General features: G+C 58.3%; 22 protein-coding genes. 8 read left to right on the top strand and 14 right to left on the bottom strand.

The window, feature by feature from the left end:
- Positions 1-24: 24 nt before the first annotated feature.
- The 3 genes from purU to glyA all read right to left on the bottom strand — a co-directional run bounded on the left by purU (position 25) and on the right by glyA (position 3,207).
- Positions 25-921 (bottom strand): formyltetrahydrofolate deformylase, encoded by an 897-nt coding sequence (gene purU / locus ShzoTeo12_RS27320; protein WP_130521253.1) that lies wholly within the window; start codon positions 919-921, stop codon positions 25-27.
- 20 nt (positions 922-941) lie between these two features.
- Positions 942-1,835, bottom strand: coding sequence for a bifunctional methylenetetrahydrofolate dehydrogenase/methenyltetrahydrofolate cyclohydrolase FolD (gene folD / locus ShzoTeo12_RS27315; RefSeq protein ID WP_130521255.1), 894 nt, complete (start codon positions 1,833-1,835; stop codon positions 942-944).
- 94 nt (positions 1,836-1,929) lie between these two features.
- Positions 1,930-3,207: a serine hydroxymethyltransferase gene (glyA, locus tag ShzoTeo12_RS27310; protein WP_130521257.1), complete on the bottom strand. Its 1,278-nt coding sequence runs from the start codon at positions 3,205-3,207 to the stop codon at positions 1,930-1,932.
- 131 nt (positions 3,208-3,338) lie between these two features.
- On the opposite strand from glyA, the gene ShzoTeo12_RS27305 reads away from it, so the two are divergent.
- A complete protein-coding gene (locus tag ShzoTeo12_RS27305) occupies positions 3,339-4,292 on the top strand; it encodes a LysR family transcriptional regulator (protein WP_130521259.1) in 954 nt (317 codons plus the stop codon).
- A gap of 288 nt (positions 4,293-4,580) precedes the next feature.
- On the opposite strand, the gene ShzoTeo12_RS27300 is transcribed toward ShzoTeo12_RS27305, so the two are convergent.
- Positions 4,581-7,553: a Tn3 family transposase gene (locus ShzoTeo12_RS27300; RefSeq protein WP_130521458.1), complete on the bottom strand. Its 2,973-nt coding sequence runs from the start codon at positions 7,551-7,553 to the stop codon at positions 4,581-4,583.
- Between the two features lie 154 nt (positions 7,554-7,707).
- On the opposite strand from ShzoTeo12_RS27300, the gene ShzoTeo12_RS27295 reads away from it, so the two are divergent.
- The 4 genes from ShzoTeo12_RS27295 to ShzoTeo12_RS27280 all read left to right on the top strand — a co-directional run bounded on the left by ShzoTeo12_RS27295 (position 7,708) and on the right by ShzoTeo12_RS27280 (position 10,999).
- Positions 7,708-8,301: a recombinase family protein gene (locus ShzoTeo12_RS27295; protein ID WP_130521456.1), complete on the top strand. Its 594-nt coding sequence runs from the start codon at positions 7,708-7,710 to the stop codon at positions 8,299-8,301.
- Between the two features lie 68 nt (positions 8,302-8,369).
- Complete coding sequence (locus tag ShzoTeo12_RS27290) at positions 8,370-9,401, top strand: transporter substrate-binding domain-containing protein (protein ID WP_318914421.1); 1,032 nt, start codon at positions 8,370-8,372, stop codon at positions 9,399-9,401.
- A 66-nt stretch (positions 9,402-9,467) separates the two neighbouring features.
- A complete protein-coding gene (locus ShzoTeo12_RS27285; protein ID WP_130521522.1) occupies positions 9,468-10,676 on the top strand; it encodes an ABC transporter permease subunit in 1,209 nt (402 codons plus the stop codon).
- On the top strand, positions 10,673-10,999 hold the full coding sequence (locus tag ShzoTeo12_RS27280) for a hypothetical protein (protein ID WP_245462439.1): 327 nt from the start codon (positions 10,673-10,675) through the stop codon (positions 10,997-10,999). Before ShzoTeo12_RS27285 ends, ShzoTeo12_RS27280 begins: the two co-directional genes overlap by 4 nt.
- 156 nt (positions 11,000-11,155) lie before the next feature.
- Here the strand turns inward: ShzoTeo12_RS27280 and ShzoTeo12_RS27275 are convergent, their stop codons facing one another.
- From ShzoTeo12_RS27275 to ShzoTeo12_RS27250, 6 genes are read right to left on the bottom strand one after another with little or no spacing between them, the layout of a single operon-like run.
- On the bottom strand, positions 11,156-11,704 hold the full coding sequence (locus tag ShzoTeo12_RS27275) for a hypothetical protein (RefSeq protein ID WP_318914420.1): 549 nt from the start codon (positions 11,702-11,704) through the stop codon (positions 11,156-11,158).
- 2 nt (positions 11,705-11,706) lie between these two features.
- Positions 11,707-11,961, bottom strand: a complete 255-nt coding sequence (locus ShzoTeo12_RS27270; protein ID WP_130519815.1) for a hypothetical protein — start codon at positions 11,959-11,961, stop codon at positions 11,707-11,709.
- Between the two features lie 4 nt (positions 11,962-11,965).
- Positions 11,966-12,769 carry a hypothetical protein gene (locus ShzoTeo12_RS27265; RefSeq protein WP_130519817.1) on the bottom strand — a complete coding sequence of 268 codons (804 nt, stop codon included), beginning with the start codon at positions 12,767-12,769 and terminating at the stop codon, positions 11,966-11,968.
- A 15-nt stretch (positions 12,770-12,784) separates the two neighbouring features.
- Positions 12,785-13,204: a thermonuclease family protein gene (locus tag ShzoTeo12_RS28350; protein WP_130519819.1), complete on the bottom strand. Its 420-nt coding sequence runs from the start codon at positions 13,202-13,204 to the stop codon at positions 12,785-12,787.
- Between the two features lie 12 nt (positions 13,205-13,216).
- Positions 13,217-14,692 (bottom strand): protelomerase family protein, encoded by a 1,476-nt coding sequence (locus ShzoTeo12_RS27255; protein ID WP_288193628.1) that lies wholly within the window; start codon positions 14,690-14,692, stop codon positions 13,217-13,219.
- 58 nt (positions 14,693-14,750) lie between these two features.
- Positions 14,751-14,984, bottom strand: a complete 234-nt coding sequence (locus tag ShzoTeo12_RS27250) for a hypothetical protein (RefSeq protein ID WP_130521491.1) — start codon at positions 14,982-14,984, stop codon at positions 14,751-14,753.
- Between the two features lie 157 nt (positions 14,985-15,141).
- Here ShzoTeo12_RS27250 and ShzoTeo12_RS27245 point away from each other — a divergent pair, with 157 nt between their 5' ends.
- From ShzoTeo12_RS27245 to ShzoTeo12_RS27235, 3 genes are all read left to right on the top strand, one after another.
- A complete protein-coding gene (locus ShzoTeo12_RS27245; RefSeq protein WP_130521493.1) occupies positions 15,142-15,420 on the top strand; it encodes a type II toxin-antitoxin system RelE/ParE family toxin in 279 nt (92 codons plus the stop codon).
- Positions 15,421-15,432: 12 nt separating this feature from the next.
- A complete protein-coding gene (locus tag ShzoTeo12_RS27240; protein ID WP_130521495.1) occupies positions 15,433-15,720 on the top strand; it encodes a HigA family addiction module antitoxin in 288 nt (95 codons plus the stop codon).
- A 76-nt stretch (positions 15,721-15,796) separates the two neighbouring features.
- The gene (locus ShzoTeo12_RS27235) at positions 15,797-16,006 is read left to right on the top strand and encodes a hypothetical protein (protein WP_164056900.1); all 210 of its coding nucleotides are present in this window, start codon (positions 15,797-15,799) and stop codon (positions 16,004-16,006) included.
- Positions 16,007-16,029: 23 nt separating this feature from the next.
- Here the strand turns inward: ShzoTeo12_RS27235 and ShzoTeo12_RS27230 are convergent, their stop codons facing one another.
- From ShzoTeo12_RS27230 to ShzoTeo12_RS27215, 4 genes are read right to left on the bottom strand one after another with little or no spacing between them, the layout of a single operon-like run.
- Entirely contained in the window at positions 16,030-16,281 is a 252-nt protein-coding gene (locus ShzoTeo12_RS27230; protein WP_318914419.1) for a hypothetical protein, read from the bottom strand.
- A gap of 11 nt (positions 16,282-16,292) precedes the next feature.
- The gene (locus ShzoTeo12_RS27225; protein ID WP_130521499.1) at positions 16,293-16,478 is read right to left on the bottom strand and encodes a hypothetical protein; all 186 of its coding nucleotides are present in this window, start codon (positions 16,476-16,478) and stop codon (positions 16,293-16,295) included.
- A 1-nt stretch (position 16,479) separates the two neighbouring features.
- Positions 16,480-16,695 carry a hypothetical protein gene (locus tag ShzoTeo12_RS27220; protein WP_164056977.1) on the bottom strand — a complete coding sequence of 72 codons (216 nt, stop codon included), beginning with the start codon at positions 16,693-16,695 and terminating at the stop codon, positions 16,480-16,482.
- A 1-nt stretch (position 16,696) separates the two neighbouring features.
- Positions 16,697-16,876, bottom strand: a complete 180-nt coding sequence (locus ShzoTeo12_RS27215) for a hypothetical protein (RefSeq protein ID WP_271082349.1) — start codon at positions 16,874-16,876, stop codon at positions 16,697-16,699.
- Positions 16,877-19,912 lie beyond the last annotated feature (3,036 nt).

Raw genomic sequence — 19,912 nt, 5'->3', positions numbered from 1 at the left:
TCTGCCGAGACCCGACACGAGTGTTCAACCCATCCGTTCGGATACGAAAGAGCCGGGAGAGGGCGGAAAGACGATGGTCTTGTTGCCATTGATGAACACGCGGCCATGGATATGGGCGTGAATGGCACGGGCGAGCACCTGGCTTTCGACATCGCGGCCTAGGCTGACGTAGTCGTCCGCCGACTGCGCATGTGTCACGCGCACGATGTCCTGTTCGATGATCGGGCCTTCGTCGAGGTCGGCGGTCACATAGTGCGAGGTCGCGCCGATCAGCTTCACGCCGCGCTCGAAAGCCTGCTTATAGGGGTGCGCACCCTTGAAGGACGGCAGGAAAGAGTGGTGGATGTTGATGATGCGGCCGGACATCTTCCTGCACATCTCGTCGGAGAGAACCTGCATGTAGCGGGCGAGCACGATGAGTTCTGCGCCTGTCTCCTCGACGATGCGCATCTGCTCGGCTTCGGCTTCCGGCTTATTCTCCTTCGTCACCTTGATGTGGTGGAAGGGGATGTCGTGATTCACCACGACCTTCTGGTAGTCGAAATGATTGGAGACGACGCCGACGATGTCGATCGGCAGCGCGCCGATCTTCCAGCGGTAGAGCAGGTCGTTGAGGCAATGGCCGAAGCGCGAGACCATGAGGATCACCTTGCGTTTGGCCGTCTCGTCGAAGAATTCCTCCTCCGCCTCGTAAGTCGCCGCGATCTCGGCGAAGCCCTCGCGCAGGTGCTCCAGCGTGCGGCCTTCCTCGGACTGGAAGCTGACGCGCATGAAATAGCGGCCGGTGCTCTTGTCGTCGAACTGGGCGCTGTCGGAAATGTTGCAGCCATTGGTGGACAGGTAGGTCGCGATTGCGGCGGTCACGCCCCGGATGGAGGGGCAGGCGACGCGCAGGGCGTAACGATTGGGAAGAGCGGACATTGGCGATCCCTTCGGGTCGGTCAGTCGATATGGACGGAGTGCTGGCGGCGGAAGGCCGTGAGCGTATTGGCGAGGAGGCAGGCGATGGTCATGGGGCCGACGCCGCCCGGAACCGGCGTGATGGCACCAGCGTGGCGGGCCTCCTCGAAGGCGACGTCGCCGACGATGCGCGACTTGCCGTCGATCTCCACGCGGTTGATGCCGACGTCGAGGACCACCGCCCCAGGCTTGATCCAGTCACCGCGCACGAGACCGGGCCGACCGACCGCGACGACGAGGATATCGGCAGTGCGGCAAAGCTCCGGCGTGTTCCTCGTGCGCGAATGGGCGACGGTCACCGTGCAGTTTTCCGAAAGCAGCAGTTGCGCCATCGGCTTGCCGACAATGTTGGATTTGCCGATCACCACGGCATGGAGGCCGGAGAGGTTTTCGCCGAGCCGGTCCTTCAGCAGCATGAGGCAGCCGAGCGGCGTGCAGGGCACCAATGCCGGCTGGCTGGTCGAAAGGCGCCCGGCATTGGAGATATGGAAGCCGTCGACATCTTTGTCGGGATTGATGCCTTGGATGACGGCGTTGGCATCGAGATGGACGGGCAGCGGCAGTTGCACGAGAATGCCGTGCACGGCGGGATCGACATTCAGCCGGTCGATCAGCGCCATCAGCTCGTCCTGCGTCGTGTCGGCCGCAAGCTCGTGCTTGAAGGAATTCATGCCGGCGGCGACCGTCTGGCGGTGCTTCGAGCCCACATAGACGGCACTGGCGGGATCTGCGCCGACAAGGACGACGGCAAGGCCCGGCACGGTGCCGGTCGCCTCTTTCAGCCGGGCAACGTCCTTGGCGACGTTTTCGAGCAAGCCGGCCGCGAACTTCTTGCCGTCGATGATCGCGCCGTCCGTGATTCTATCCATTCCCATGATATTCCCCTTTTGCGTCACTCGATGCCCGCTTAGGGGCCTGGAAGGCGCACTATGCAGGAGGGTGCGCCTTCGCTTCGTGGGAAGTCTTCGCCTAGTGCGCGTAGACCGGGAAGGTCGCCGTCAGCTTGGCCACCGTCGCCTTCGCGCCTTCGACGACATCATCCGCCTTGCCGGCCGCTTCCGCCTCTATGAGGTCGGCGATGGCGTTGCCCAGCGCCTTGAATTCGGCTTCCTTCAGGCCGCGCGTCGTCGCCGCCGACGTGCCGAGACGCATGCCGACCCATTCGGCGGGACGCGGGCTGTCGCCCGGGATCGGGTTCTTGTTCGAGGTGATGTTGGCGCGGGCGAGCACGTCTTCGACCTGCTTGCCGTTAAGGCCCTTGCTGGAGAGATCGAGCAGGACGATATGCGTGTCCGTGCCGCCCGAAACGATGCGCACGCCGCGGTCCGCCAGCGTTTCGGCCAGCACCCTGGCATTCGCCTTCACCTGATGCGCATAGGTCTTGAAATCGTCGCGCAGCGCCTCGCCGAGGCAGATCGCCTTGGCTGCAAGCACGTTGCTGTGCAGCGAGCCCTGCACGCCGGGGAAGACGGCGGCCTGCAGCTTCTTGAACCATTCCTCGTTGTTGGTGAGGATGAGGCCGCCGCGCGGGCCGCGAAGCGTCTTCGTGGTCGTGCAGGTGACGATATCCGCATGCGGGAAGGGGGAGGGATGGGCCCCGCCGGCGACCAGCCCGGCGATATGCGCCATGTCGACCATGAAATAGGCGCCGACCTTCTTTGCGATCTTCGCCATGCGCTCGAAGTCGAGTTCACGCGGATAGGCCGAGCCGCCGGTGATCAGGAGCTTCGGGCGAACCTCTTCCGCGATGCGCTCCATCTCGTCGTAGTCGATGACTTCGTTCTGCGAGTTGACATTGTAGTTGTGCGCCTCGAACCAGCGGCCCGAAAGGTTGCCCTTCATGCCGTGAGACAGGTGGCCGCCGGCGGCGAGGTCGAGCGACAGGACCTTTTCGCCCGGCTTCATCAGCAGGAAGAAGACGGCAAGGTTTGCCTGCGTGCCGGAATGCGGCTGGACGTTGGCATAGGCACAGCCGAAGAGTTCCTTGGCGCGGTCGATGGCCGCCTGCTCGACGACATCAACGAACTGGCCGCCGCCATGGAAACGGTTGCCAGGATAGCCTTCGAGCGTCTTGTTGGTCATCTCGTGGCCGAGTGCGTCGAGAACGGCGCGGCTGACGATGTTTTCCGAGGCGATCAGCTCGATCTGGTTCTGCTGGCGGGCGCGTTCGTTCTCGAGCGCCTGAGCGACGATCGGGTCGAATTCGTGCACCGGCGAATTGAAGTGGGCGTTTGTCTGTTCGGTCATGACCTGTCTCCGCGGAAGGGTATGAGGGCTTGGAGAAAGGCTAGCGACGGCTTCGATCCAGAAAAAGTTAATAATATTTGCATGTACGTTCTGATTTGCTAATCATTTGTTGTCAGCTTGAGGAGGAGATTATGGATCTTGCCCGCCTGCGCGCCCTGCGCGAACTTTCGATCCGCAAGACCATGGCGGCAGTCGCCGAGGCGCTCTACGTCTCGCCGTCGGCGGTTTCGCAACAAATCGCTTTGCTCGAACAGGAGGTGGGCATCGCGCTTATTGAGCGTCGTGGCCGGGGTGTTGAGCTTACGCCGGCCGGCAAACAGCTCGTGGAGCGTGCAGAGCGCATTCTTATCGAGCTGGAATCGGCGCGCGCCGACATTGCGGAACTGAAGAAGGTGATTGCCGGTGAGCTACGTGTGGCGGCGTTCCCATCGGTCGCATCGGCCGTGGTGGCTGGCGCTATTCATGAACTCCACCGTGCACATCCACACCTCACGGTGCAGTTCGATGAACTGGAACCCGCAGAAAGCCTGGCGGCGCTTCGCAGCTGGCAAACGGATATTGCGATCATCGACGATCTGAACGTTCCTGCGGGCGCCATCGACCCCAATATCGAGACAATCCCTCTGATGGAGGATGTCTTCAACGTGATGGTCTCGCAGACCCACGCCCTGGCAGAGCAGCCGACCGTTATGTTGCACCAACTGCGCGACGAGCGTTGGGCGCTCGATACGGCCTCTTCCGCCTATAACCGCATGATTACCGATGCGTGTCAGGAGGCTGGTTTTACGCCGAACATCGTTGCACGGTGCAAGGGGTTCGAGGTGACGATCGCACTTATACGCGACGGTTATGCAATATCGATCTTGCCCGGCCTGCGGGCGAGCTATGACCTGGAAGATGTCTGGGTCTGCAAACTCGAGCCGGAGATTCGCCGCAAGATCTCGCTGGCTTTCCGCAAAGGGGAGAAGCGCAGCCCTGCAGTGCAAGCGTTCATCAAAGAGGTAAACGGCAGGATCGGCACACATTATCGCCTGCCGATGGCAAATGCCGGGCTGCAGAGCGCGGCAGATATCCCTGGAGTCTGATAGTCGTGATAACGAAACAGTTTTGCTAAAGAGTTACTACAGGAAAATTAAGTAGACCTGAACATAGCGCATTCCTATCGTCCCCCTGTCGATTGATAAGGGTTCGCAACAAGTACCGATGCGAACTTAGGCCAATGGCGGGAACATCAGCTACAGAACGGCAAGAGCCGCTGTTGCCCTATCGCCCAAATCAGCTCTCGGCATGAGAACCGGGCTCTGCATCCGCTTGCAGGGGTCGGAACAAGATCTGTTCAAAATCCTGCGCTAAGGTCGAACGAACGGTGAACGTCACGCCGCTCGGAGGATTCGGCCGGGAAGCCGCAGGGGCCTGAAGCCTTCGGGCAACTGTTGTTCGGTGTCCCAGGAATAGATGCCGGTGAGATTTATGTGCTCCCAGCTGAGCGGTGAGATGTGCCTCAGCAGCTCGTCGGGAATATGCCGACCCCGCTGGCGCAAGTGTGCCGTCGCGCGACTGAGATAGACGGTGTTCCAATGAACGATGGCGCTGACCACGAGGTTTAGCCCCGAAGCACGGAACGCCTGGCTGTCAAAGGATCGATCCCGTATTTCGCCGCGCTCGTGGAAGAAGACAGCGCGTTTGAGCTTGTGGGCGGCTTCGCCCTTGTTGAGCCCGGCCTGGCAGCGCCGGCGCAAGGCCGGGTTTGAATACCATTCGATCATGAACAAGGTACGCTCAATACGGCCGAGCTCGCGCAAGGCTTTGGCGAGATCACTGGACTTTGACGATGAGCACCACTTCAGGATGGTCGATGGTGCAACGGTTCGTGTCGTGATCGATACGCCAAGACGCAAGAACTCGTCCCAATGCTCCAGGATGAGATCGGAATTGATCGGCACACCAATGTGTTTAGCCAGCTCCGGATAGGCATCCGCTTTCTCAAACGTATGGAATTTCCGGTCCTTGAGATTACGCATGCGAGGCGAGAAGCGCCTGTTGACGATGGGGAAAAGCCCGAAGAGCTGATCGCTGACACCGCCGGTGTCGGTGAACAGTTCCTCGATGTCGAGGATCGTGTCGTGGTCGAATAGGCCATCGAGCACATAGACGGCCTCGCTCTCGGTCGGGCTGATCGGCAGGATGCTGTAATAGCCGTATTGGTCAGAAAGCCCGCTGTAAAATTTCGATCCCGGTTCGCTGCCATAATGCAGGTTGATGTCACTGCGCTTGGCGGCCCTGTCGCTGGCGCGGAAGAATTGCCCATCAGACGACGCGGTCGTTCCGTCGCCCCAAATTTGCGAATGCGGATGCCGCGTGTGGGCATCGGTGACGCACGCCTGCGCGGCCCGATAGGTTTCCGAGCGGGCGTGGAAGCTGCGCATCCAGCCGATCTGGTGGGCGCTGATACCCTTGGAGGCTCCCGCCATACGCTTCGGGCCGAGATTGGTGCCATCCGCCAAAACGCCGGCCAGCATAGCGGCGATGTTTTGCGGCGCATCTCCCGTCCGGACATGGGTAAACTGGTCGGCAAATCCGGTCCATTCATGCACTTCCCTGAGAAGGTCCGGCACCTCGACCAGCGGATACATTTCCGTGATTTCGGCGTTGAGAGCTTCCGCCGCGGCGGGAACGTCGCTTGCATGTGGCGTCACGATCAGTGTGCCGTCTTCCATTCTGACGCCATCGAGCTTCCCGAAACGGGCTCGCCAAGCCAACCGTTTGAGGTTGACATCCATCATCTGGCGAACTTCCGCGAGCCAAGCCGCACCGTCGCTCGGGACACCGAGGCCGAGTTCATTTTCCTCCTTCAGGGCGACAAAGGCCGGCTTCGGCATGAGATGTTCGTCTATCGGCCGGAATGACCGGCTACCCTCGACCCAGACGTCTCGCGAATTCAGTCGGTCTCGCAAATGCGTAAGCGTCGCGATTTCGTAAAGCCGCCGATCCGGTTTTCCATCCTCGAAGATCAACTTTTTCTCGGTCGCTCCCAGATGGCCGACGGGCACGCGATCCGGCAAGATGCGACGCCCTTCCACATAAAGCATTTTCAGAGTCGCGATCGCCGCGAGCAGCGGATCGTGTCGGCGACGCGAGTGGAACGTGAACGCCTGAAGGAAGGCTCCTGCGAACTTGCGGATATTCCCATGTTGCTCAGCGGCCAGCACCAAAGGCGAAGCGTCGCTGCTTTCCACCATCGCCTCGAGACCAGGCTTGATCTGCAGCAGCCTATGCCAACCGACTTTCCGATTTACCATCTCGATCGCGTCTTCGTCGGCATCATTGGCGGCCTGCAGCGCCAAAATCGTATCAAGGAATAGTCGCAGTGCCTTGGATGTTTCCACGCGGGTGTTCATGTGGCGCTGCTTTTTCCGGTTGTTGACCTGAGAGAACAGCCGGCCCATCAGCTTGATGAACATCATCACCGCGTCGTCGGTAAGCTTCTGGCCGACTTTAATGACCTGCGCAACGATTGTCGCGCGGCGACGGTTGGCGCTGAAGTCACTGGCAAGCCAGGCTGGCGTTGCCTCCCCCTCACGGATCATCTGGTCCCATCTCCCGGAAGGAATGCGAGCCTGTAAACGGGGATCAATCCCCAGCGAGCGCACGAAGGCGATACGCTCCGTCAAGCCGACCAGGTTCCCCGCTCCCGGTGCGTCTGGAGCAGAACGCAGCCAATGATAGCGCGTCTGTCCGATCGCCGGATCAACGCCTAACAGGGCATCTAGGGTTTCGAGCTTTTCCGAATCGAGATCCGAGATCAGCGCGCGCTCAGCGCGACGGCGTGCAATGGCACGCGCTGCCAAGCCCATGCGTTCCATCATGTTCACCGCCGGCAGGAGAACCCGGCGCTCCCGGTACGCGGTAATGATCGCTTTTGCGATCGGCGCTCCCTTATCTGTTGTTGAGGCGGCCTCGATGGCTGCCAGCAACGCCGCACGACGATCATCTGCGGCCGGTGTCCTCATTTCCAGATAACCGAGCAGATGCGCGACGTGGTTCATGCGCGTCTCTTCACGACGGGCATACCACTCGAATGAAGCAGGGTCGGCGCCGATTTGCTCAGCAACATAGTGGAGCATCGCCTTTGGGAGTGCTTCGTTGGCCATGAGCGCGCGGCCGGGATAGCGCATCAGGCAGAGCTGCACCGCAAAGCCAAGCCGATTATGCTCGCGTCGGCGAATCTCGATTTCAAGTCGATCGGCCGGCGATAGGGAATAATGGCGGATCAGGCTGTCTTCGTCGGTTGGAACGTCGAAAAGCTCCTGTCGATCCTGAGGCTTGAGAAGGGTCCGCCGGGCCACCGTTTTACTCCTTACAACATACGCTGGTGGCCAATCCTCTGTACGGAAACGGTCGATTTCGTACAGGGGCAAAACAGCCTGTCCACAAATTATCTTGACATGCTTTTGAACAGGCGGGATATTTCGGACATCCTATTCGGACGAAATTCGACCTATGCCACGCACCTTTGCCTATGTCCGCGTCTCCACGATCGGGCAAACCACCGAAAACCAGATTCAGGAAATCGAAGCCGCCGGCTTTCAGGTCGAGCCGCGCCGGATCGTCACCGAGACGATTTCCGGCAGCACCGCCATTGCGCAGCGCCGCGGCTTTTCCCGGCTTATGGACAAGCTGGAGTCCGGCGACGTTCTAATCGTGACTAAGCTTGATCGCCTCGGCCGCGATGCGATCGACGTCAGCACCACGGTTAAGGCTCTGGCCGAAATGGGCGTGCGCGTCTATTGCCTTGCGCTCGGCGGCGCAGATCTCACCAGCTCGGCCGGCACGATGACCATGACCGTGCTCAACGCCGTCGCCCAGTTCGAGCGCGATTTGCTGATCGAGCGGACGCAATCCGGTCTCAAGCGCGCCAAATCGGAAGGAAAGGCCCTCGGCCGCCCCTCGACGCTCAGCGACAAACAGAAGCAGGATGTGCGCGACGATCTCGCAACTGGGATGAGCGTTTCAGCGATCGCCAGGAAATTCATGACCAGTCGTCAAACCATTATGCGGGTTCGAGACGAGGGTTCACGATCCGTTCGACCTTAGCGCAGGATTTTGAACAGATCTTGTTCCGACCCCTTGCAGGGCGCTCGCGATATTCACAGGGGAACGCAATGAAAATGATCAAGCTTCTCACGGCCGGCGCATTTGCTGGTCTCGCTCTTACCGCAGGTCACGCATCGGCCTCCGTCCTCGATACGGTGAAGGAACGCGGTACGCTGAACTGCGGCACGGACAACACGGCGCCCGGCTTCGGTTACCTCAACACGACGACCGGCCAGATGGAAGGTCTCGACGTCGATTTCTGCCGCGCCGTCGCGGCCGCCGTTCTCGGCGATGCCTCGAAGGTCAAGTTCGTCACCGTCACGGACAAGAGCCGCTTCGACGCAGTGCTCACCAACCAGGTCGACGTCGTCTTCGCGCACACGACCATCAAGCCGGCGCGCGAATCCTCGATCACCATCGATTTCCTGCCGATCAACTTCTACGATGGCACGGGCATCATGGTGAAGACGGATTCCGGCGTCAAGGAATTCGCCGATCTCGACGGCGCCACCTTCTGCACGACGCAGGGCTCCGTGACCGAGACGGTCCTAACCAGCGCCTTCAAGGCACGCGGCTGGGAAGGCTCTAAGGTTCTGACCTACGAAAACCTCGAAAAGCTTTTCGCCGCCCTCAATTCCGGCCGCTGCAACGCGATGAGCACCGACAAGTCCGCGCTCGCCGCCTGGGCCGGCAATTCGCCGAAGCCCGACGACTACCTAATCCTGCCCGACACGCTCGACAAGTCGCCCTTCGGCGGCTTCGTCGCGGCGAACGATTCCAAGTGGCGCAACGCGCTGCGCTGGATCACCTACGGTCTCTTCCAGGCTGAAGAATCCGAGATTACCCAGGCAAATCTCGAGGAGAAGCTGAAGAGCGAAGATCCCTTCGTCCAGAAGTTCCTCGGCGTCGGCGGCGGCTATGGCAAGGACTTCGGCCTTCCGGACGACTTCGTCGCGCAGGCGATCAAGGCTACCGGCAACTACGGCGAGATCTACGACCGTAACCTCGGGCCGAACACCAAGATGTTCCTCGACCGCAAGGGCACGCCGAACGCCCAGTGGTCGCAGGGTGGCTCGATCTACTCGCCGCTCTGGAACTGATCTTCCCCATGACCGGACCGGGGCGGCACGCCGCCCCAGTCCCTTCCTCGGTTCTGGTATCTCGACATGACTGTGCACCAAGCGAACGCGCCCGGAAATGCGGCTGACGATGACGTTCTGGCCCGCCGCCGGCGCAACCGGATACGGTACGACGCCACCCAGTTCGCCATCATCGCGGCTGCTGTCGTCCTGGTGGTCCTCTTTGCCTATGCGGTAAAGGAAGGGCTTGCCCGTCACGGGATCAAATTCAGCTTCTCGTTCCTCTGGGATGCCGCCGGCTTCGACATCAGCGAAGGCAAGACCTTCGTCTTCGACGGCGGCTTCTGGCCGGCCTTCACGGATTTCACGTCGGACCGCCTGATCGCGCAGGCCTTCGTCGCAGGCATATTCAACACGATCAAGGTCGCCGTCCTCGCCATCGTGCTCAGCACCGTGCTCGGTACGATGCTCGGCGTCGGCCGGCTCTCGACGAACTGGGTGGTGCGCAATCTCTCCTTCTGGTGCGTGGAGTTCGTGCGCAACACGCCGCTCCTGATCCAGCTCGTCTTCTGGTACTTCGCCGTTGTCCTGCATTTCCCGCCGATCGCCGCCGCCGCCAAGTTCTATGGCGTCGTGATCAGCCAGCAGGGCCTCTATTTCCCCGTGCCCACCTGGCAGGGAGGGGATTCGACGCTCGCCATCGGAACCGCGACCGCATTCTGGGTTGCGCTCCTCGGCCTGATTTTCGACCGCCACAAGTCTGTCCGCTGGATCTGCGCCGGCGCGGTAGTCTTGCTTGCCGGCATCATGTTCTCGACCGGCATCCTGGGCCTCGACGTGCCCGTCGCCTCGAAGTTCCAGGCGCGCGGCGGCTCGAGCATGAGCCCTGAAATGGCCGCGCTCCTCCTCGCCATCGTCGTCAACAGTGCTTCCTACATCGCGGAGATCGTGCGCGGCGCCATCGACGCGTTGCCGAAGGGGCAATGGGAGGCCGCGGCCTCGCTCAGCCTGACAAGCCGGGACGCGGTCAACGATATCATCCTGCCGCAGGTTTTCCGCGTCGTGCTGCCGTCCTTCGGCAACCAGTATATCAGCCTGGCGAAGAACACGGCGCTGGGCATCGCCATCGGCTATCCCGAACTCTTCAACATCTACGGCACCATTGCCAACCAGACCGGTCACAGCCTCGAAGGCATCGTGATCGTGATGATGTCCTATCTGATCCTCAGCTGGGCCATAAGCGCCGCCGTCGGCTGGGCCGACCGCCGCATGACCAAACGTGGAGCCTCGCGATGATCGCCAATTCCCTGAAATGGTCGCGGTACAACCTGTTCGGCAAACCGTTCGACGCCCTTCTGTCTCTTACGGTCATCCCCGGTGTTCTCTGGCTCATCTGGCAGATCGTCCGCTGGGCATTGACGGTAGCGCAATGGGATATCATTCCGCGGAGCCAGCGCGTGCTCATGATCGGTATCTTCCCAGCCGATCAGGCATGGCGCGCTTGGGTCGCGATCATGATCGTCGCTGCCATGGTTGGTGCGGGGCTCGGATGCGTGTTCGCATTCAGGAAATATCACGCTGTCGCTACGTTTTCGCAGTTGAGGACTGCACACGCTTGAACCACGGCCATACCTTCATCCCTCGTGTCGTTCATTATGTTCGCGAATCCGGTTTCACGGTCGCTTCTCGCAATGACCGCTTCGAAATGCTCCGGCTGAAGAATGAACGGCTCTGCTGCAAACTGCTGCGGCTTTTTGGGCAGCAAACCGGCGCTGTTAAGGGCTTCCATCGCGCGGGCGCTCAAAGGGCTGACTTGAGCCTGATCGACTGCTGCCCAAGCTGTTCTCGTAGGGAACGAAAGCCCCGCCGATACCTACATTCCACGTCTCGATGACATCCAGCCATGAAATAGGAAGGATAAAGACGCCTCCCTGCGGAAAGCGATCTAGGATGACGTTGAGATGCGCCAGTTGCGGCGGCGTTGCACCTGGCTCCCAACAAAGGGCAATGCGACGGGTTGACTTGTAGTGATCGAGATAACCCGCGTCCTTTGCATCGGTTTTCTGCCAAGGAGCTTCGAAAGCAACGAGCGGGAAGGGGAGCTTCAGGAGGTCTATGTGCGCTTGCGATACGTGCAGCGGATCAAGCAGCTCTGCGCAGTTGGGCAGGATAAATTTCACTGATCTGCGAAGCATATCGCTGACGATGCGGATCGCGTTGATGGACTGAACAAAATGCGGGGGGAGACGCTGTACGACCTCTTTCATGCTCTCAATCGCATGGGCGCTATAGTTCAGCGCCGTAAAGTTCTCGCCTGTCTCCATTTCTAGTCTCCTTGCCCGTAGATCACTTCCAGAAGACCACGGGCATCCGCGTCTTCAATTGCTTTCAAAGCCGCCGCATGTCCGGCGACATTTTCACGTTCTCGTGCGAAGCGCGCTTCAACATCGCGCTTGAGAGTTTGGATCAGCTCGTGCTTCTCGGCGGTAGGAAAGACGGCATAGTGCTCAGCGGCCGCGAAGGCGACGTGCGGGATCGTAAACTCGTCAAGCGTCGGTTCATCTACATGATCCGAAGGCATGGGATCAGACCTTCACAACATATTCGGGCTTGATGGGAATGCCTGTTTCCATATTGACGCAGCAAGGCGGGATGGGGATCATGCGGCCATCAGCCAGATGGCGAATATGACCTCTTCGCCAGTGTGGTTTGACGGTCCAGCCGCCCTCTCCCTTCCGGTTTTGTGATGCCTGTTGGCTGGCGCGAACATCGATCACGATCATTGGGCCAATAGGCGGCTTTTTCTTCTGCAAGCGCTGCTTGTTCAAGCGCGCCGGGGCAGGCTCTTCCCGGCGGATGGCTTGCGGAGTGGCAAGGGCGCCGATCAGCGCCGCTGACACACCAAAGCCCGTGTCCACGAGCAGTTGCGTCGAATCGTTGTCGGCGTGGCTGACAAGGACGTGCTTGTGATCGCCGCAAACTCTCTGTCCGACTTGATTCAGGAAGACCAAGCCATTGCGGCGATGATTTTCGAACATGACGCGCACGGAAAGCGAGACGAGCTTTCCATCGATAGGGCTCATATTTTTCTCACAGAGAGCCGCCATATGGACGTGCTCATCGAGCACCTTCTGCACCCACGAGACCCAAAAAACATCGTGAGGGATAGGAGCAACTTCCGCGTCCCATAGCTCGTTGGCAAAGTCTATGAATGTTTGGAGGGTATCGTCTTTGGGGTCTGCATCGAGAAAGCTGAAGGTAAATTCGGCGGCGCTGGCGGCGCACGCCTCAACATGCCGGGCCATCTCATCGATCTCATTGGCCTTCCATGGCTCCATTGAGCGGTAGTGGCCGGATTTCAGGTGTTCGAGGGCTGTGTGCAATCGCATTGATGGATCTCCGGTTTACGACTGACACCATTGGTTTCGATCACGGTATCCTCCGCGATAGGCATGGCCGAGGCCGAGCTTGATCATCTGGTCTGCAATGTCTCCATGCTGCGTCATCACCTGCGTCAACACGCGGCCATAGCGATCTTCGCCTTGATCTCGGTATTGGATGCCGGGCGTGCTCATGAGACGCTGAAGCTGTTGGGTAGCGCGATCCGCAAGCGCTCGCTCCTGACCGCAACGAGCGCCTTCGCCAGCTTCTGGTGCGTCATAACCGACGATCCGGTACTTAATGCCGTCCCGCCAGAACGTGTCTCCATCGACGATGCAGGTTATCCGCTTGCCCGTAGTGCAGATCGGCCATTGATCCTGTGCTGTTGCGGGTAATGAGGTGGTGAGTGCTGCGAGAGCAGCGATTCCAGCTCTGATATGCAATTCTTGCTCCCTTCAATTGTCCTCAGCTTCGCGCTCTTCGGCTGCTGCCTCGATCTTTTTCGCCAACTGTTTTTTTACCCGGCGTGTCGCGCCGGCATCTTTTTGATCGGGGAGGTAGTATTTCATGTAGGAAGAGGCCGTTTCGATATCCTTCTCAGTGTGGCCGAGCGCTTCTGCGAAGAATGCGGCTTTCGTCTTCGACTTAGGCCGGAAAAACTGGTCCGCGATTTCCGCGTACAGTGCGCGAACGTTATGCGCCTTGATTTTCTTGGCTTCGATCACGTTCGGCGTGTCTTCGAGCGAGACTTTTGGCCAGAGTTTTTCGAGGATTTCGTCACGGACGGCGGGAAGGATGCACTTGGGGTTCGGAGCGCGCAGCAAGTCTGCTTTGAATTCGTCGCTCGTCATCTCGCGCCATATCTGGCCACTTTCACTGTAGCGGAGCACCATCCAAGCAAAAATGACATCTCGCGCTTTTGTCAGCACGGGGATCGGAAACGACTGGTCGAATTGCGTCCCCTCGTTTCCACGAGTCTTTGCCTGTCCGGAGAATAGGACGCGCCACGTCTCGTAGCCACGGCCACGGGTATGTTCTGTGTTCGTGGTCGGGTCTGCCATAATCGGCAGGGGCGAGAAGACGCCTTGGCAGAAGATTTCGAAAGGGCGACGGCCGGTCAGGATACCGAGAGCCACGCCGATCTCGACGGCGCGTGTTCTCGATATATCAGAGGCCGTTTCACGAGCTGCTTGTTCCAAGGCGCTCCAAGAGGCGTCTGTGGCCGGAATAAGCTCCTTTGCGCGATCTAGGATATCCTGCCAGTGTGGCATAGGCACCAAGTCGCGGTGTTGCTCAACAATTGCATCTCGATATTGGATGGATCGGGCCTTTTGGGCATCTTCGGGTGGTCTGACGATGGAAAGCGTTAGTTCATCATCCAGTCCGCGTCTGCGAAGCTCGTTGCGATAGGCGGCGGTTGTCGTCAGAACGGTGTTGCTCTTGAGGGTTTGCAGCATTTCGTCCAGCTCCGACTTCCAGAGCTTCCCGAGGCCGCGCTTATAGACGGCGCTGGCCTGCTTTTCGGTCTTGCCCTCTGCGAGCGAACGATCGTGCTCTTCTTTGAGCGTTTGAGCTGCTGTGCCAAACAGATCAATACTATCGGCGCGGGTCGCCTTGCGCCCGCCAGCGCCGCGAGATTCAACCGTGCGGAGTGGATCGTCAGAGCGGTCGAGGACCTTAACGAAGTGCAGCGCCGGGTGATTGTCACCGTAGGCTTCACGAATTGCATTGCGGTAGCGCGAGGCATAGATGTTGCGCGTCGATACGGACTTGTCCGCAAACGTCTCCCATTCCTTTTCCCAAAGGTCGGCGTAATCATCGGCGTCGGCTGTCAGGTTTGCAACAAATGTTGCAATGGCATCCTTGACCACCGGGCGACGGCCGGTCTTTGCACGCTGCTGTTCGTCGGCGTCGGTCTTCTTCGCGTTCATTGAACTTTCTCATTTCCTTGATGTGCGGTGATCATTGGCGAAGGCTTCATGAAGCCGCTCACTGCGGTTCGCTTTCATCGCTGACTGTGAAAACCACCGTTTCACCTTCGATAGTGTACGGCACCTTTTTGCTAAGGAGCTGATCGGCCGCGATTTCCGGCAGATTGTAGGTTTCCACGATGACCTTGCGCAGTTGGGGCCTGTCGTCTTCGAAATGATATCCATTAATCGCCCATGCGACGATTCCGGGCGTGTGAACGGCGGGGCTTGATCCGAGACGGTAGGTTGCCATTTGCGATCTCCTTGGATGACTATGGAGGCAGAATAAAATAAAAATATATGGTCGGCAACATAAAAAGTAAAAATAACGACTGTTTATTTTATTAAATTGAGGGAGCAAAGCCCGATTATGCCCTTGTAGCGCGTAGCGTCACATGCTACATAGGAGTATGATAATCGGCTTTCGACACAAGGGGCTTGAGACCCTTTACAAAACCGGCTCTGCCCGTGGGGTTCAAGCTGCTCATGCGCCGAAGCTGTCCCGTATCCTTGCTGCCTTAAATGCAGCGGCATCGCCTGCCGAACTGAACCAACCAGCCTACAAGCTACACCCCTTGAAAGGGACGCTGAAGGGGCATTGGTCGATATGGGTAAATGGCAACTGGAGGGTTACTTTCCGGTTTGTCGGAGCTGACGTGGAGTTGGTCGATTACGTGGATTATCATTGAAGGAGACATACAGTGATGAAGAACCATCCCCATCCGGGCGAGCTGCTTCGCGAGGATGTTTTGGTGCCTCTCGGCATTGAGGTGACTGACGCGGCGCAGCGCCTTGGAATTGCCCGGTCTACGCTCTCTCGGATCATCAACGGGAAGGCTGGCATTAGTCCTGATCTGGCGATCCGGCTTGAACGTGCTGGCGTCAGCACCGCACGGTTTTGGATGAATTTGCAGTTGAACTACGAACTGTCCAAGGCCGAAGCGCGGGATCAGCCGGAAGTGAGGCCATTGCAGTCGGCAGCGGCTTGAAAATCGGAATCGTTCGTTCATTGGATTTGGCACGCCCAAACGTTACCAGTCTTTGCAGGATATCGAGGGAACCAAGATGAACGTCGTTTTTGCAGCAATAAGCGCCAGCCTCTTTTTGGCAATGCCTGCGATGGCTCAAAAGAGCGAAGTGAAACGCTCTCAACCATTTCAGGCGCAGGAGCGTTGCGAGACCAGATTGCAGGGACCGGAGCAGGAGCTATGCGAGGTGGCACAAAAGGCGACCCATGCGCCTAGCGGAAACCAAGAGAGCAGCGGAAGACAATAAGGGCACAGCCAGGTCATCGGGGCCTAGCTGCCAAGCGTACCAGCGTCCCGCGCCATCTCTTCTGCTGTACCCCATGCGTCTTCCCGGTCTTGAGTGTAGTATGCGATTGCCTCTGCCCTTTCACGCGAAAGGTTGGGGCGAGAGATGCGATATTCGCCCTCCCGCTTACTGATTGTCAGGCCGAGGGCGCGCACCGCGCCAAACAGGGCCTTGTCGTTTCGTGTGGGAACGTTGAGAGCATCGGCGATAATTTTGGCTACAGTCACCATGTGCATTCGATCTCCGGTTAGAATTCGTATGTTCGAGTGCCGTCCGGCAGCTCGCAGGCGATTTCCACGTGCAAGCTTTCGATCTCGTCCGTCTCGTAGTATTCGTCACGCCACTTGATCGCCGCTCCGTAGCTCTCAGCCGTGTGCACGTCGCATTCGCGCTCGTAGCCTGCGTTTTCCACCACAGTGTATCGCTTCTTCATATCAGCGTCCTTTCGGTGATGCTGCGGGCATCGAGGGGATCGTGCCGTAGGTGTACGTATCCAGCTTCTGGTTGGCGTGCTCGCGCTCGGCCTTGCGGATATCGCGACCATATCTGAGCGGATCAAAGTAGAACTCGATCTCAAGGCCAAGATCGCCATATGTGGCGACGTAGAACCGGGGCATTTCTACCCCGGCGCTGTTTAGGCATTTTGTCATCTCATCGTTTCCTTGTGGCTGATTTGAAGGTGTGTTCGACGGTGATTTTGAGGAAGAGGGGGATGGAGATTTCGAGGGCGATTTTGGTAGAGCCGTTGGGTTTGAGCTTTGCGAGGATACGGGCGAAGGAAGCCTTGAGGCGTCGGCCGGTTGCGCGGCAGAACTGGAACGTCTGGAACATTTGCGGACCTTTCGTTAGGCATCAGCGCCATGTGAAGACTATAGGCTTGAGGCCGCAGGCGGTCAACATAAAAAGTAAAAATAACTGAAAATAATTTTACGAAATAGGCGATTAAGGGGCTTGCGTTTAGTAAAAATATCAGGCATATTGAGACCATGAAGAGCGGGAAAGCGGGTTCCACCATGACGACGACGAGAAAAGTAAAAAAAAGCGAGAAAAGTAAAAATAATTGTTGACCTGAGCGCAGAAAACGGCCATAGTAGGATTGGAAAAGGCTCCGATATTGGCTGAACGCGCAAGAAAAGTAAAAAAATCGCGATATGGGCGATAAAAAGTAAAAATAATGCTTGCGATTAGTAAAAATAGCTGGTAATATAGTAAAATTATGCGGGTGAAAGGGACACAGGCGGCGCGTTTAATATAAAACTACACCGGTGTAGTTTTGTGTTAAACGCATATATTACTATATTGCAGCTATTTTTTACTGAGCAAGCATTATTTTTACTTTTATCGCCCATATCGCGATTTTTTTACTTTTCTTGCGCGTTGCTTAATCTATGGCCGTTTCTGCGCTCGGAATCAGCAATTATTTTTCTCGCTTTTTTCTCGTCGTCGTCATCAGTGGAGCCGCTTTCCCGCTCATGGTCTCAATATGCCTGATATTTTTTAGGCGCAAGCCCCGCTAATCGCCTGACTCATAAGGTATTTTCAGTTATTTTACTATGTTGACCGCCTGCGGCCTCAAACTATAGTGGCGCTGATACCTAACGAAAGGTCCTGTGTTCTGCCGCGCAACCATCCAAGCTCCGTAATCCTCACTGGCCCTCAAACTAACGGCTCTACAAAATCGCCCTCAATCTCCGTCCCCCTCTTCGCAAGATGCCGTCAGGCACACCTTCAAATCAGCCGCAACGATGAGATGACAAAATGCTAAACAGCACGCCGGGTGCCCCCGGTTCTACGTCGCCGTATGGCGATCTTGGTTCTACTATCGCTCAGGTCTCATATCCTGGGCGCGAGCGCGGCGCATAACCAGAGAAACGGATGCGTACCGCGCACGGCGGTCCGCTCGATGCCCGCAGCATCACCGAAGGACGCTGATGAAGAGCGGTGCACTGTGGTGGAAAACGCAGGCTATGCGACGTGCGCACGGCTGAGGCGGAGCGGCGATCAAGTGGCGTGACGAAATGCCTGGACGGACGAGATCCGCGCGTGGAAGTCGCACTCAGGCCAGCCCGCAATTCCTGCCGAGTCAGGCCTGCGCATGGTGATGTAATAAGAGCCGATGTAACGTTCCCGCGCGACAATCGTGAAGCGGAGGGCGAATATCATCTCGCCCCAACCGCGTGAAGGCAGGGGCAATCGCCCACTCAGGCCGGGGTACCCATGGGGTACGGCAGAAGAGATGACGGGACCGCCCGGCGTAGGCGATGACTGTCGCCCTTATTAATCTTCAGCTGCTCTCTTGGTTTCCGCTAGGCGCAGATTAAACGCTTGTCTGCCTCGCATAGCTCCCTGCTCCGGTCCCCTGTCGGTCTCGCAACGGCTCCTGCGCCTGAAAGCGGAGCGTTTCACTTCGCTCTTTGAGCATCTTGAGCATTGCCAAAGAGGCTGGCGCAAATTTTGCAAGCGACGTTCATCTTGGTTCCCTCGATATTCAAGGAACTGTAACGCTGGGCGTGCCAAATCAGACGAACGATTCCACCGAAGCCGCTGCCGATGGCCTCGCACCGGCCCGATCACGCTTCGGCCTGAACAGTTCGTAGTTCAACTGCGGAATTCATCCAAAGTTCGCAGGTGCTGACGCCAGCACGTTAACCGGATCGTATCGAGACCAATGCCAAGCCTTCCGATTGATGTCCGGAGAGCGCGGAGCGCTGCGCCGCGTCGGTAGTCACCAAGGTATCCTCGCGGGGAAACGCTCGCGAGATGAGATGGTTCTTCATCGCTGTATGTCTCCTTCAGTGATAATCCATGATCGCCAGCTCCACGTCGGCTTCCGACAAGCCGAAGTAACCCTCCGGTGCCATTTACCATATCGACCAATGCCTTCAAGGGTGGTAACTTGTAGGCTGTTGGTCCAGTTCGGCGGGCGATGCCGCTGCATTGGGCAGCAGGGCGGGACAGCAAGCATGGACCTTGAGACCGCGGAGCAGAGCCAAAGTCTCAGAGCCTGTGTCGAAAGCCGATATCATGCTCCTATGTAGCATGTGACGCTACGCGCTACAAGGAGCATGGTCGGGCTTTGCTCCCTTCAGTTTATTAAAGATAGGCGGTCGTTATTTTAAGCATGTTGCCGACCATATCTTTTATTTTTATTCTGCCTCCAGCAATCAGGAGATCGCAAATGACGTCAGGCCCCGCCGTTCACACGCCCGTCATCAGATTGATGGATAATCATTTCGAAGACGACAGGCTAACTGCACCGAAGATCGTGGAAACCGATCTGCCGGAAGTCACTGACCGATCAACTCCTTAACAAAGGTGCCGTACACTATCGAAGGTGAGCAGTGGTTTTCGCAGTCGGCGACGAAGACCGCAGTGGCTCGTGAAGCCTTCGCCGGTGTTACATCAGAGTGGTTCAGTGAACGCGAAGAACTGGTGGCAGCCGCAGAACCGGCCGTCACCCGGTGTTGCTGATTGCAAACCTGACGGCCGGCACCGATGACCGCCGACCTTTGGGAAGGAATGGGGAAGAGATTTGCGGACAGGTCCGCCGATCGACGCGCGAACGCTATGCCTCGCATACCACAATGCAGGCCTGATGGCCCAGAAACCTATCACCCGGCGCTGCCGTTGGGTCCTCGACCGCCTCTGCGTACGCAGTTGAATCTCGCGGCATTTGGCGAACCCGCGCCGGTACCGTTTGGCTGGCGGCTTCAGGCGCTCGAAAGAAGAGCGACGCGATCGTTGTCACCCGGCTGGAACCAGCCCATAAGCGCGGCCTCGGGCTCGGTCAGGCTGGGCAATGCTGCGCGAAACCGCAAGGCAACGCCGTTCTGGGCGGCAACCGTCTGGCGAGCGCTGCGGAACAGA

The organism is Shinella zoogloeoides (assembly GCF_033705735.1).
GTDB classification, from domain to species: Bacteria; Pseudomonadota; Alphaproteobacteria; order Rhizobiales; family Rhizobiaceae; genus Shinella; species Shinella zoogloeoides_A.
This window is presented reverse-complemented; position numbering and strand designations above follow the sequence as displayed.

What these genes read in the sequence shown, in the direction of transcription:
- purU (WP_130521253.1), bottom strand. Translation starts at nt 921, where the DNA reads ATGTCCGCTCTTCCCAATCGTTACGCCCTGCGCGTCGCCTGCCCCTCC.
- ShzoTeo12_RS27220 (WP_164056977.1), bottom strand. Translation starts at nt 16,695, where the DNA reads ATGACAAAATGCCTAAACAGCGCCGGGGTAGAAATGCCCCGGTTCTAC.
- ShzoTeo12_RS27230 (WP_318914419.1), bottom strand. Translation starts at nt 16,281, where the DNA reads ATGCACATGGTGACTGTAGCCAAAATTATCGCCGATGCTCTCAACGTT.
- ShzoTeo12_RS27280 (WP_245462439.1), top strand. Translation starts at nt 10,673, where the DNA reads ATGATCGCCAATTCCCTGAAATGGTCGCGGTACAACCTGTTCGGCAAA.
- ShzoTeo12_RS27270 (WP_130519815.1), bottom strand. Translation starts at nt 11,961, where the DNA reads ATGCCTTCGGATCATGTAGATGAACCGACGCTTGACGAGTTTACGATC.
- folD (WP_130521255.1), bottom strand. Translation starts at nt 1,835, where the DNA reads ATGGGAATGGATAGAATCACGGACGGCGCGATCATCGACGGCAAGAAG.
- ShzoTeo12_RS27295 (WP_130521456.1), top strand. Translation starts at nt 7,708, where the DNA reads ATGCCACGCACCTTTGCCTATGTCCGCGTCTCCACGATCGGGCAAACC.
- ShzoTeo12_RS27250 (WP_130521491.1), bottom strand. Translation starts at nt 14,984, where the DNA reads ATGGCAACCTACCGTCTCGGATCAAGCCCCGCCGTTCACACGCCCGGA.
- ShzoTeo12_RS27225 (WP_130521499.1), bottom strand. Translation starts at nt 16,478, where the DNA reads ATGAAGAAGCGATACACTGTGGTGGAAAACGCAGGCTACGAGCGCGAA.
- ShzoTeo12_RS27265 (WP_130519817.1), bottom strand. Translation starts at nt 12,769, where the DNA reads ATGCGATTGCACACAGCCCTCGAACACCTGAAATCCGGCCACTACCGC.
- ShzoTeo12_RS27290 (WP_318914421.1), top strand. Translation starts at nt 8,370, where the DNA reads ATGAAAATGATCAAGCTTCTCACGGCCGGCGCATTTGCTGGTCTCGCT.
- ShzoTeo12_RS27245 (WP_130521493.1), top strand. Translation starts at nt 15,142, where the DNA reads ATGATAATCGGCTTTCGACACAAGGGGCTTGAGACCCTTTACAAAACC.
- glyA (WP_130521257.1), bottom strand. Translation starts at nt 3,207, where the DNA reads ATGACCGAACAGACAAACGCCCACTTCAATTCGCCGGTGCACGAATTC.
- ShzoTeo12_RS27305 (WP_130521259.1), top strand. Translation starts at nt 3,339, where the DNA reads ATGGATCTTGCCCGCCTGCGCGCCCTGCGCGAACTTTCGATCCGCAAG.
- ShzoTeo12_RS27215 (WP_271082349.1), bottom strand. Translation starts at nt 16,876, where the DNA reads ATGTTCCAGACGTTCCAGTTCTGCCGCGCAACCGGCCGACGCCTCAAG.
- ShzoTeo12_RS27285 (WP_130521522.1), top strand. Translation starts at nt 9,468, where the DNA reads ATGACTGTGCACCAAGCGAACGCGCCCGGAAATGCGGCTGACGATGAC.
- ShzoTeo12_RS27255 (WP_288193628.1), bottom strand. Translation starts at nt 14,692, where the DNA reads ATGAACGCGAAGAAGACCGACGCCGACGAACAGCAGCGTGCAAAGACC.
- ShzoTeo12_RS27235 (WP_164056900.1), top strand. Translation starts at nt 15,797, where the DNA reads ATGAACGTCGTTTTTGCAGCAATAAGCGCCAGCCTCTTTTTGGCAATG.
- ShzoTeo12_RS27275 (WP_318914420.1), bottom strand. Translation starts at nt 11,704, where the DNA reads ATGGAGACAGGCGAGAACTTTACGGCGCTGAACTATAGCGCCCATGCG.